9 protein-coding genes are annotated in these 11,389 nt (G+C 66.0%); 2 read left to right on the top strand and 7 right to left on the bottom strand.

Translation table 11 applies throughout. The features are described 5' to 3' along the window. Window positions 1–306: 306 nt before the first annotated feature. Entirely contained in the window at window positions 307–2,745 is a 2,439-nt protein-coding gene (gene hrpB / locus ACE3SN_RS13735) for an ATP-dependent helicase HrpB (RefSeq protein ID WP_374530919.1), read from the bottom strand. 31 nt (window positions 2,746–2,776) lie between these two features. Further along, the gene (locus ACE3SN_RS13730) at window positions 2,777–3,793 is read right to left on the bottom strand and encodes an aldo/keto reductase (protein ID WP_374530917.1); all 1,017 of its coding nucleotides are present in this window, start codon (window positions 3,791–3,793) and stop codon (window positions 2,777–2,779) included. 71 nt (window positions 3,794–3,864) lie between these two features. Between ACE3SN_RS13730 and ACE3SN_RS13725 the strand changes: the two genes are divergently transcribed. Next, window positions 3,865–5,319: an aldehyde dehydrogenase family protein gene (locus ACE3SN_RS13725; RefSeq protein ID WP_374530915.1), complete on the top strand. Its 1,455-nt coding sequence runs from the start codon at window positions 3,865–3,867 to the stop codon at window positions 5,317–5,319. Between the two features lie 95 nt (window positions 5,320–5,414). On the opposite strand, the gene ACE3SN_RS13720 is transcribed toward ACE3SN_RS13725, so the two are convergent. The 3 genes from ACE3SN_RS13720 to ACE3SN_RS13710 form a co-directional block, all read right to left on the bottom strand. Then, complete coding sequence (locus ACE3SN_RS13720; protein ID WP_374530913.1) at window positions 5,415–6,419, bottom strand: DUF3047 domain-containing protein; 1,005 nt, start codon at window positions 6,417–6,419, stop codon at window positions 5,415–5,417. Between the two features lie 453 nt (window positions 6,420–6,872). Next, complete coding sequence (locus ACE3SN_RS13715; RefSeq protein WP_374530911.1) at window positions 6,873–7,508, bottom strand: hypothetical protein; 636 nt, start codon at window positions 7,506–7,508, stop codon at window positions 6,873–6,875. A gap of 359 nt (window positions 7,509–7,867) precedes the next feature. Beyond that, the gene (locus tag ACE3SN_RS13710; protein WP_374530909.1) at window positions 7,868–8,884 is read right to left on the bottom strand and encodes a polyprenyl synthetase family protein; all 1,017 of its coding nucleotides are present in this window, start codon (window positions 8,882–8,884) and stop codon (window positions 7,868–7,870) included. Window positions 8,885–8,964: 80 nt separating this feature from the next. On the opposite strand from ACE3SN_RS13710, the gene ACE3SN_RS13705 reads away from it, so the two are divergent. Continuing rightward, entirely contained in the window at window positions 8,965–9,261 is a 297-nt protein-coding gene (locus ACE3SN_RS13705; RefSeq protein ID WP_374530908.1) for a chorismate mutase, read from the top strand. A gap of 19 nt (window positions 9,262–9,280) precedes the next feature. On the opposite strand, the gene ACE3SN_RS13700 is transcribed toward ACE3SN_RS13705, so the two are convergent. Further along, window positions 9,281–10,009 carry a hypothetical protein gene (locus ACE3SN_RS13700; protein ID WP_374530906.1) on the bottom strand — a complete coding sequence of 243 codons (729 nt, stop codon included), beginning with the start codon at window positions 10,007–10,009 and terminating at the stop codon, window positions 9,281–9,283. 13 nt (window positions 10,010–10,022) lie between these two features. Further along, window positions 10,023–11,389: sensor histidine kinase (locus ACE3SN_RS13695; RefSeq protein ID WP_374530904.1), on the bottom strand; the 1,367-nt coding region annotated here is incomplete at its 5' end.

Here is an 11,389-nt window from a genome sequence, read left to right as displayed (position 1 = left end):
CCGGCAGCGCAGACCGCTAGCCAGACCAGCCCAAAGCACAAATCCCCATAGCTCATCGCGTGCGGCCCGCGGGTTCCTGCATGTTAGGATTTCGTACGCTCATGCGCCCGAAATCCTTCGACATTCCCGCCATTCAACCGCTCGCTTCGCAGCTCCTAAAGCTGCCCATCGACCAAGTATTGTTTCTGCCAGCCCGGCCCACCCCGCTGCGACTAGCCGCGTCTAAGGCTAGGCAAGTCTCGCTCCGCTGGCGCCGCGCGCCGTCTGCGAATCCCCACCTGCGGGAGGGTCTGAGGGTGGGTAAATTCAACGCCGCTCAAACGCGTTCTTGGTCTTGAGGCTGGGCGCTTCGTTCCACGGCTCGTCGGGCCAGCGGTGCTTGGGGTAGCGGCCCTTCATGTCCTTGACCACATCGCGCCACGATCCGCGCCAGAACGCGGGCAGATCGCGCGTGGTCTGGAGCGGCTTGCCGCCCGGATCGGTCAGTTTGAGCAGCAGCGGATGCGGCGGCTGGCCGAAGGTCGGGTGGCGCTCCAGCCCGAACAGCGCCTGCACGCGCACTTCCACGCTGGGGCCGCCGGGATCGTCATAGTCGATCGCGTGGCTCGTCCCGGCCGGGCTGGTGAACTGGGCTGGAACGAGCCGCTCGAGCGCCTGCTGCCCGGCATAGTCCAGCCGCGCGCGCAGCGCCTCGTGCAGTTTGCCGGGATCGAGCTGGTCGAGCCGCCGGGTCAGCAGCGGGCCCAGCCAATCTTCGAGATCGGCCAGCAGCGCAGTTTCCGACAGCGCCGCGATTCCCGCAAAGCGGGCGCGGCGCAGCAGGGCCTCTGCACCGCGCGAAAGTGGGACCAGTCCCAATCCTTCGGCGCGAATCTTGTCCACCAGGAAGGCCCGGATCGCTTGCGCATCGGGGGCGGGATCGGGGCCGCGCGTCAGCGTGACCGCGCCGAGCCGCGCTTCGAGCAGCGCCTCCACCCGGCCCTCGCCCGCGATCCAGCGCAGCGCGGTGCGGCGTTCGATACGGTGTGACAGCCAGCGCGTGACTTCTGCTTCCTCCAGTGCAATGGCACCGGTGATCCGCGCGCCCTTGGCATCGCCCTGGGCCTCACCCACGGCCAGCCATTCGGCCCGCGCCAGGGATGAGGCAGGATCGAGCCGCAGCCCCCGCCCCCCCGAGGTCAGCCAGTTTTCGCCCGAGGGATCGCGGCGACGGGCGATATTGTCGGGGAAGCCCTCGGCCAGCAGCACGCCGATGGGCGGGGCATCGCCGCCCGCAGCATCGACCTGCCCGCGCGCCAGCTTCTCCCACCGCGCGGCGAGCTTGCGCGAGGCCTCCGCACGCGGCGAGCGGTCGGAATTCCAGCGATCCAGCCGCAGCGCAAGGTCATCGCCGCGCCCGCCAAGGCCGCGCTCCTGCAGCAGCAGCGCCAGCCGCGCGCCCTGCGATGCTGCGCCGTGCTGCGCAGCATAGAGGAGCATATGCGCCTCGCGCGGGGCCATTGGCAGCCGCGCCATATTGCGCCCGTGCGGCGTGATCCGCCCGGCCTCGTCCAGCGCGCCAAGCGATTGCAGCATCGCCTTTGCTGCGCCCAATGCTGCGGGCGGCGGCGGATCGAGCCACGGCAGCGCCGCCGGATCGCCCGCCCCCCATTGCGCTAGGCTGAGCAGCAGCGGCGCCAGATCGGAGGTCAGCATTTCCGGCGGATCGAACGCGGGGCGGCCCGGATGCGCGGCCTCTTCCCACAGGCGGTAGGCCACGCCCGGCCCCTGCCGCGCCGCGCGGCCCGCGCGCTGGGCGGCGGCGGCCTGGCTGGCGCGGTGGGTGACGAGCCGGGTAACGCCCGCCGCCTTGTCAAACTCCGCCCGGCGCGACAGCCCTGCATCGACCACCACCGAGACCCCGTCTAGCGTGAGCGAGGTTTCTGCAATCGCGGTCGCCAGCACGATCCGGCGGCGGCCTTGCGCATCGCGCTTGATCGCGGCGCGCTGGGCATTCGGCTCGCACTGGCCGTGGAGCGGCAGGACCAAGGCCGAGGGCAGCTTTTCGGCCAGCCGTTCGCGCACCCGCTCGATCTCGCCCACGCCGGGAAGGAAGGCCAGCACGTCGCCCGCCTCCTCGCGCCAAGCGGTGAGAATCGCCGAGGTCATCGCGTCTTCAATGCGCAGATCGGGCCGCGCGCCAAGCCAGCGGATGGAGAGCGGATGGGCCTTGCCCGCGCTCTCGATCACCGGCGCATCGCCCAGCAATGCTGCAAACCGCGCGCCGTCGATGGTGGCGGACATCACCACCAGCCGCAGATCCTCGCGCAGCACTTGCTGGCTTTCGATGGCGAGGGCCAGGCCCAGATCGGAATCGAGATGGCGTTCGTGCGCTTCGTCGAACAGCACGGCGGAAACGCCGGAAAGCTCGGGATCGTTCAGGATGGTCGAGACGAAGATCGCCTCGGTCATCACCAGCACGCGCGTCTTTGCGCTGCGTTTGCTGTCGAGCCGGGTGAGATAGCCGACCGTCTCGCCGGGCGCCTCGCCCAGCAGTTCGGCCATGCGTTCTGCCGCAGCGCGCGCCGCGACCCGGCGCGGGGACAGCAGGATAACGCTGCCCGTGCACCACGGCTGATCGAGCAGCGCGGTTGCCACCGAAGTCGTCTTGCCCGCCCCCGGCGGCGCAATCAGAACCGCGCCCGTCCGCTCCCGCAGCGCGGCGAGCAGATCGGGCATTACGGCATGGATCGGCAGGTCAGTCACGCTTTGCCTGTTACGGCAAAGCGCGGCTGCATCAACCCATCGGGTACATGATCTCGCGGCTGACCTTGTTAATTGCCTTCATCACGTCATCCGGCAGCACCATGTCGGCGGCGGCGAGGATTTCGGGCAGCTGCGCCTCGGTGGTCACGCCGACGATGGTCGAGGCGACGAAATCGTGCTGCTTCGACCAGGCGACCGCCATGGTCACCGGGCTCATCCCCGCTTCGGCCGCGATGGCGGCGAAGCGTTCGGTCGAAGCGAGCGACTTGTCGTTGACGAAGCGGTGCGCCATCTGCGCCTGACGGCCGCCAAGCTCGAGATAGCGCGAGAACCGCGCGCCTTCGGGCCGCGCGCCGCCGTTGTACTTGCCGGCCAGCACGCCCCCGCCAATCGGCGAATAGGGGATCAGGCTCACCCCTTCCATCCGGCAGACCTGCGCCAGCTCGTCCTCGAAGCGGCGGTTGTTGAGGCTGAAATTGTTCTGGATCGTCTGGTACCGCACCGTGCCCAGCCGCTCGGCGGTCTGGATCGACTTCATCAGGCCCCAGCTGGTTTCGTTCGAGCAGCCGGTGATCCGCACCTTGCCCGCGCGCACCAGTTCGTCGAGCACTTCCATCGTCTCGTCATAGGGCAGCTCGTGGTCGGGCCAGTGGGTCTGGTAAAGGTCGATGTAGTCGGTGCCGAGCTTCTTGAGGCTGTCTTCCACCGCGACCATGATGTTGCGCCGGTCGAGCGCGGTCATCCCTTCACGCTTGGGGCTGCGGAACCAGACGTGGCTGGGGCCAGACACCTTGGTGGCGAGGATGATCGCATCGCGCGGCTTGGTCTTGAGCCACTTGCCGACGATTTCCTCGGTGCGGCCCACCCACTTGGGATCGGGCGGCACGGGATAGCCTTCGGCCGTGTCGTAGAAATCGATGCCGGCTTCAAAGCACTGGTCGAGAATGCGCAGCGCCGTCGCCTCGTCGGCCTGACTGCCGAAGGTCATGGTGCCCATGCAGATATCGGACACGACGATTGCTGATTTACCAAGGCGGCGACGTTGCATGAAAGGGTACTCCCGAAACAGATTCGTTGTTTTGTGCAACCCAATGTTGGCGGGTGGGAGCGGCCCGGTCAATGGGGGCGCGGCGACAAATCCGCCCTTGCGACACGGCGCGTCTTGGGCCATTTGCCCAGCTCACCATAACAACTGTTACAAACAACCCCAGGCGAGAGACCCCCATGACCACTTCCACCCAGACCGGCGCCGACCTGGCCGGCGAAATCGCCCGCATCTTCGCGCTCCAGCAGGAAAACCAGTGGGCCGTGAAGGCCTCCAGCGCCGAAGTGCGCAAGGCCAAGCTGGCGAAGCTCAAGTCCGCGGTGGAAGAACACGCCGATGCCATCGTCGCCGCCGTGCTGGAAGACACCCGCAAGCCCGAGCAGGAAATCCGCATCACCGAGGTGCTGAACATCACCGCCAACATCCAGCGCAACATCGACAACCTCGATGCCTGGATGACGCCGACCGAAGTCGCCACCTCGATGAACCCGAACGACCGCGCGCAGATCATCTATGAAGCGCGCGGCGTGTGCCTGATCCTTGGGCCGTGGAACTTCCCGCTGGGCCTCACCCTCGGCCCGGTCGCGGCGGCCGTGGCGGCGGGCAACTGCTGCATGGTCAAGCTGACCGACCTGTGCCCCGCCACCGCGCGCGTTGCCGCCAGCATCATCCGCGCCGCCTTTGACGAAAACGAAGTCGCGCTGTTCGAAGGCGACGTTTCGGTGGCAACGGCCCTGCTCGACCTGCCCTTCAGCCACATCTTCTTCACCGGCTCCACCCGCGTCGGCAAGATCGTGATGGCCGCCGCCGCCAAGCACCTTGCCAGCGTCACGCTGGAACTGGGCGGCAAGTCGCCCGTCATCATCGACGAAGGCGCCGACATCGCCAAGATCGCCGCCGACCTTGCCAATGCCAAGCAGTTCAATGGCGGCCAGGCCTGCATCTGCCCCGACTATGTCTTCGTTAGGCAAGACAAGCAGGCCGAGCTGGTCGAAGGCTTCCGCGAGAACGTCGCCAAGAACCTCTACGGAGAGGACGGCAAGATCCGCAAGGAAGGCATCGCCCAGATCGTCAACGAAGCGAACTTCAACCGCGTCAAGACCATGTTCGACGATGCCGTGGCCCAGGGCGCGACCGTGGCCGTGGGCGGCGTGCTCGAAGCCGAAGACCTCACCATCCACCCCACCATGCTGACGGGCGTCACCCCGCAGATGAAGATCCTGCAGGACGAGATCTTCGCCCCCGTGCTGCCGGTGATGACCTATGACACCCTCGACCAGGTGCTGGGATACATCGAGGCTCGCGACAAGCCGCTGGCGCTCTACGTCTACAGCAACAACGAGGAAACGGTCGAACAGGTGCTGGCCCGCACCTCGTCGGGCGGCGTGACGGTGAACGGCGTGTTCTCGCACTATCTCGAAAACAACCTGCCCTTCGGCGGCGTCAACCAGAGCGGCATCGGCAGCTATCACGGCTACTTCGGCTTCAAGGCCTTCAGCCACGAACGCGCGGTCTACCGCCACCAGTAAGAGCCCACCCCCAACCCCTCCCGCAAGCGGGAGGGGAGCGAGACTTGCCGGGCCGCAGGCACGGCTAGTCGCAGCGGGGTGGGCCCGAGCGGCCCCTAGCCCGCCACCCGCACGCCCCGGAACCGGGCCTTGCCGTGCCGCCGCTGGAACACGCTGTTGGCGATCAGCCAGACACGCACAATGCGCTGCGGCAACGGCCCGCCCAGCGCGGCGCGGTAATCGGCGGCGATGCAGCGGCGTTCGCTGTACCAGTGGCCCAGCCCGCCCGCACCGCTGCGCAGCACCCAGTGCGTTTCCCAATCGCACCAGTACCCCAGCGGACAGCGGAACACGTGACCCTCTGCCAGCCCCGCGCTCCACATATAGGTGAGGTCGCGCCCGTTCTCGAACTCGACCGCAATCGAGAGGTAATCGTGCGTGAAGGCCAGATCCTCGGGCAGCGCCGAGGGCAGCTCCTCGATCAGCCAATCCCACGACAGTGTCGTCGCCTCGCCCAGCGGCAGGTTCAGTTCGCGTTGGAGGATACCCACATCGCCGTGGGTCGACACAGAAATATCGTCAGGATCGCCGGTATAGATCTGCCCGTCCCCAAGCCGCCACAGATAGCGCCACCCCTCGGGCGCGCCGGACGCGGTTGGCGGGTCATCGCTGGCGGCAATCTTGATCCCGATCCCCGGCCCCTGCGCCGGACGCTTGCCCGGCAGCAGCGCCCCGCGCTCATCGGCGAATTCGGCCAGCGCCTTGGTCAGGAATTCCACCTCGCCATCCGCCCAGGCTTCGTACACGCCATCGTCGGCCAGCAGCTTGCGCACCGGCCCGCCCGCAATCCGCATATAGACGGTAGAGCGCGGCTCAATCGCCAGCCCCAGCGGCTTTGCCAGCCACTGATGCCCCGAAGCCGTCACCCGGAAGCGTTCGCCCGCACGCACCGTGTGGCCGCTCCCGGTCCAGCCGGTTTCGGCCCCGGTAAGCTGCAAGGGCGCCCCCGGATCGGGCGGCGCAAGGCTGGCGGAAAGTGCAGGCAGCGCCGCGCGCTGCTGCAGCACAAAGCGCAAAAACGTGCCCGCACGGGCCAGGATGGATCGTTTGGTTTCTGGCATTTGGCGGCCCTCTCTCGCGGCACCTTTCGCGCGAAAGGGGCGGTGGGGCAAGCGCCTTGAGGTGCGGATGCTGCGGGTGCGCTATGCGAGCGGTTTGGCGTGCTGTCGTCGGAATTGCTCGCCCCGAACTTCGCCCAAGAACCCACCCCCAACCCCTCCCGCAAGCGGGAGGGGCGCGAGACTTGCCGAGCCGCAGGCGCGGCTAGTCGCAGCGGGGTGGGCGCGAGCACGGACAAGCGGCGGTAGCGGCAATGGTCGCTGCCGCCGTTGTTGGTTTGTCGCTCATGATCGGCCCAACATCCGTTCATGCTGAGCTTGTCGAAGCATCCGTCAGAAGGTCTGCCACCTCCCTCTTCCACGCTGGATGCCAATCTCTCAGGTGCCTAGTGCGGTTGAATTAGTGCACTGCCACCGCAATACGAGAAGTCTCGCGACAGGTTGACGACACACCCATCAGTGCGCCGTCTCCTCTTTGGCCGGTGCTGGATTCGGCGAAACTTGGCTTGGCTGAGGAGCGCCAATCACGAGAGGAGCCGGAGGAGCCGCCATGATGGTTAGCGGCACGTCTTCATCCACAAATCCCTTAACTGGTGCTCCAATTGGCAACTGCGCGCTCGTTCCGGTCATGAAGAAGCCTGCTGGCAGAAATACGATAGCCGACACAGCCGTGGCACCGACCCCGCCCGCAGTTCCCTTTTCGTCGAAAGTTCCGCTCAACCGAATTTGACGGCCATTTACTGTTACATATCGAACTTGAGCAGTGAAATGACCAGACTTTCCCCACATCCCTTTGTTTCGAACTTCAGTAATTTCTCCAACTGCAGGACTACCCGCAGGGATTACTACCACACCTTGAACAAGGACAGCTTCGCTGGTTTCCATTCTAAAGCGCTGACCAACCTTGAGCGCCTTGTGCTTCGTCGAAAGCGCTTCAGCGAGTTTCAGAGGCACCTCGGTTCCCGTCCTTAAGTATGCCGTACCACTCTCAAGCGCAGCGACTGGCTGGTCTGGGCTTGCTTCATTTGTGCTTTGGCCGATTGCCGCAACGGAAATACATGCCGCTAGCCCTACAAAAACGGATTTGTACATTTGCCCCTCCAGATCGCCCTGAATATTAATCCAAAATTGCGATACAATTATGCTAAATACACCAATTACAGTCCTGATGACAGTGCACTAATTCGCCCCACGTTTTAGCTGTACGCCCGCATACCTCGGGAACGCAAAAGTAAGCCACCCCACTTTCCTACACCGCCCCGCCCTGTCAAAATCCACGCCGGGCCTTGTCGCCCCGCTCTTTGAACAGGTTGGAAAAATCGTTCGCGCCCCGCGAGAAAATGCGCAGGGCAACACGCTGATTATAGGCGAAAAATCACACTTTCGTCATGCGCGAACAGGGCGAAGTTGCTGAACTTGGTGAAGTTCGAGAAGTTCCGGCGCTCGGCCGCTCAGAACCGCCGGGAAACCGCGAATTCGGCGGCTTCGGCCATGGCGCTGCGGGCTTCGCTGGGGGGGAAGCAGGCGATGGCGTTGATGGCGCGCTGGGCGAAGTGGTAGGCGCGCTCGCGCGTGGCGTTTACCGCGTCGTGGGCATTGATCAGGCGCACGGCGTGGGCCAGGTCTTCATCCGAAGTGCGTTCCCCGCTGATCGCGGTGCGCCAGAATTCGCGTTCCTCGGCATTGCCGCGCGCATAGGCGAGGATCACCGGCAGGGTCATCTTGCCCTCGCGGAAGTCGTCGCCCTTGCCCTTGCCCATTTCGTGGGCGTCGGAATCGTAGTCCATGGCATCGTCGACCAGCTGGAAGGCAATGCCAAGGTTGCGGCCGTAATCGTCAAGCGCGCGTTCCTCCGCCTCGCCCTTTTCAGCAACTACGGCGGCGATCCGGGTGGCGGCGGCGAACAGCGCGGCGGTCTTCGCGCCGATGATCGAGAGGTAGCGTTCCTCGGTCGTTTCGACCTGGCGGGCGGCGGTCAGCTGGTCAACCTCGCCCTCGGAGATCACCGAGCTGGCGTTCGAAAGGATCTTGAGCACGCGCAGGCTGCCGTCTTCCACCATCAGCTCGAAGCTGCGGGTGAACAGGAAATCGCCGACCAGCACGGTCGCCGGATTGCCGAAGATCAGGTTGGCGGCGGCCTTGCCCCGGCGCATCTCGCTGCCGTCGACCACGTCGTCGTGGAGCAGCGTGGCAGTGTGGATGAATTCCACCGCGGCGGCGAGTTTGTGGTGGCGGGTGCCGTGGTAATCGCACAGCGCCGCGCCCGCGAGGGTCAGCATCGGGCGCATCCGCTTGCCGCCGCCCGCGATCAGGTGGCCGGCGAGCGCGGGGATCAGCGGAATTTCGCTCTGCATCCGGTCAAGGATCACCGCGTTTACGGCGTTCATGCCCTGGGCGGTCAGCGCCATGATCGGGCCGAGCGAGGGCTGGCTGGGCTTGGGACGCAGGGGGATTACATCGGCGCTCATCGTGCTGGGCGCATTGCTCCCGCCGCGCGGATAAGGCAAGCGTGGAAATACCCAAATTCCCGTGCTAGCGAGCGGATCAAATGACCCAGACCCAACCCGACCCCGTCCTCGCCGGCTACCGCGCCTCGATCGACAACATCGATGCGGCCCTGATCCACATGCTGGCCGAACGTTTCCGCATCACAAAGGCGGTGGGCGAATACAAGGCGAAGACGGCCCTGCCCGCCTCGGACCCGGGGCGCGAGGAACGCCAGATCGCCCGCCTGCGCAAGCTGGCCGAGGACGCGCAGCTTGACCCGGACTTCGGCGAAAAGTTCATCCGCTTCATCATCGACGAAGTGATCCGCCACCACGTTCAGGCGGCAGAGGCGAAGTAAGGGCGACCGGTCCGCCGGTTTAGTTTACGCCGTCACGGACCCAGCGGCTGGTGATGATCGGGAAGCCCGTGGGCTTGGCCAAGGCCTCGCTCTGCTTCGCCGCCTCCATCAGCGCGGCAACGCTGCTGGCGGTGCAGGCGCCATCGGCGACGACCAGCCCCTTGAACGGCTTGTTGGTGACCAGCACCGGCATCCCGTCCTTGCCCTGGCCGGGTTTCTCCGGCATCGGTCCGCACAGCACCGGCCAGCGCTGGGTCTCAACGATCCGCCCGTCCGCATCGCGCTTTACCGAGCGCACCGCGAAGAACAGGTAGGCGTCCTTGTCGGGCCGAAGGCCGGCCGCCGGCGGCGCTGCGATCGCGCCCTGCCCATCGCCGCCATCACCCTGATCGGGCTTGGCGACGAGCCTGATCTGATCGACCTGCGGATCGCCGTCGACCAGCACGTGCGGGATCGATTCCCAGTTGGCCGGATCGAGCCGCTGCGCATCGGAAAGCTCGCTGCTTCCCGAAGGCGGTCCGGAATAGTCGCCGCCGTGCACCAGCATCGGCTTGGCGCATTCGGGCCACTGGGCAACCGGCTGATCGGCGCCGACCGCACAATCGGGCGTGTTGAGGTTGGCCCAGAGGCCGTCCCTGAGCTGCGGCCCCGACGGAGCATCAAACATCGGCTTGTCCGACACCACCATGTTGCAGGCCGAAAGCGAAGCGAGCACCGCCAGCGAAAACAGCGAACGTCCGATCGTCATAGTCTGTGTCCCTTCACCCATTCGCCTGGACTCGTGGCAGCCGCAGCTTGACCAGCAGCCCGCCCAGGTCTTCGCTTTCGTCCAGTGTTACATCGCCGCCGTAAATTTCCGCAACATCGCGCACGATCGCCAGCCCCAGCCCGGTCCCCGGCTTGCCCGTATCCAGCCGCGCGCCGCGATCGAAAATGCGGGTGCGTTCCGCCTCGGGTATGCCCATGCCATCGTCTTCGACCCAAATTTCGCACCAGTGCGGATCGGCCACGGCGTCGATCGTGACGAAGACCGACCCGCCGCCGTACTTGGCCGCGTTCTCGATCAGGTTGCCAAGGATCTCGTCCAGGTCCTGCCGCTCGATCGCGACCTGGGCATCGCGGTTGCCATCAAGGTCAAAGCGGGTCTGCTCGTAAAGCCGCGTGACGGCGCGCAGCACCGCCTCGACACTGTCACCGACGGTCGCGCGGGCCTGCCCCGCCCCGCGCCGCCCGACCGCGCGGGCCCGGGCGAGGTGGTGATCGACCTGGCGGCGCATCACCGCCGCCTCGCGGATCACGGTTTCGGGCAGATCCGGCGCATGGGCCGTGGCCGCGTTCATCACCACGGTCAGCGGGGTCTTGAGCGCATGGGCCAGATTGCCGGCATGAGTGCGCGCTTCCTCGGCCTGCTTTTCCGAATGGGCGAGCAGCGCATTGAGCTCCTCGACCAGCGGTTGCACCTCAAGCGGCAGCGGATCGGTAACGCGGTTGGCCCCGGTCGATCGCATCTTCTGGATTGCCCGCCGCACGCCGCGCAGTGGGCCAAGGCCGTACCAGGTCTGCAGCCCGGCCATCAGGAACAGGCCGAGGCCCAGCACCACGAACGACCAGATCAGGATCGAGCGGATCTTGCGGATCTGCTTGTCGAGCTCGACCCGGCTCTGCGCGACGGTGAACCACCACTTGGTGTCGCTGCCGGGCAGGATGATCGAGCGCTCCATCACCCGCAGCGGCTCGCCTTCGAACTGGGTGCTGTCATAGGTGTGGGGCTTGGTGTCGAAATGGTCGCCGTGCACGGCAAGGCTGCGGTCCCACAGCGAACGCGAGGGGAAATCCTCGTGCCCCTTGCCGCTGATCTGCCAGTAGAGGCCCGAGTTCGGCTCAAGGAACCGCTGATCGCCGAGCGGGCGATTGAAGAATACCTCGCCGTCCGGCCCGACTTCGGCCGAACCCACCATCGCGGTCAGCATATAGCCGAGTTGTTCGTCGAAATTGCGTGTAACCAGGCTGGTCAGCGTCCGGTCGAGCGCGACGCCGCCAAGCAGCAGCAGGACGAAAATCCAGCCCGCCGCGATCAGCATCATGCGCCGCGACAGCGAGCCGGTATGCGGCGCGCCCGATACGGTCG

This window comes from Novosphingobium sp. (genome assembly GCF_041915465.1).
In the GTDB taxonomy this organism is placed as follows: Bacteria; Pseudomonadota; Alphaproteobacteria; order Sphingomonadales; family Sphingomonadaceae; genus Novosphingobium.
The sequence above is the reverse complement of the archived record's forward strand: the minus strand, read 5'-3'. Positions and strand labels throughout refer to the sequence as shown.

Excerpts from the sequence above, each read along its gene's own strand:
- ACE3SN_RS13725 (WP_374530915.1), top strand. The coding sequence starts at position 3,865 with ATGGGGGCGCGGCGACAAATCCGCCCTTGCGACACGGCGCGTCTTGGG.
- ACE3SN_RS13705 (WP_374530908.1), top strand. The coding sequence starts at position 8,965 with ATGACCCAGACCCAACCCGACCCCGTCCTCGCCGGCTACCGCGCCTCG.
- ACE3SN_RS13700 (WP_374530906.1), bottom strand. The coding sequence starts at position 10,009 with ATGACGATCGGACGTTCGCTGTTTTCGCTGGCGGTGCTCGCTTCGCTT.
- ACE3SN_RS13715 (WP_374530911.1), bottom strand. The coding sequence starts at position 7,508 with ATGTACAAATCCGTTTTTGTAGGGCTAGCGGCATGTATTTCCGTTGCG.
- ACE3SN_RS13730 (WP_374530917.1), bottom strand. The coding sequence starts at position 3,793 with ATGCAACGTCGCCGCCTTGGTAAATCAGCAATCGTCGTGTCCGATATC.
- ACE3SN_RS13710 (WP_374530909.1), bottom strand. The coding sequence starts at position 8,884 with ATGAGCGCCGATGTAATCCCCCTGCGTCCCAAGCCCAGCCAGCCCTCG.
- ACE3SN_RS13720 (WP_374530913.1), bottom strand. The coding sequence starts at position 6,419 with ATGCCAGAAACCAAACGATCCATCCTGGCCCGTGCGGGCACGTTTTTG.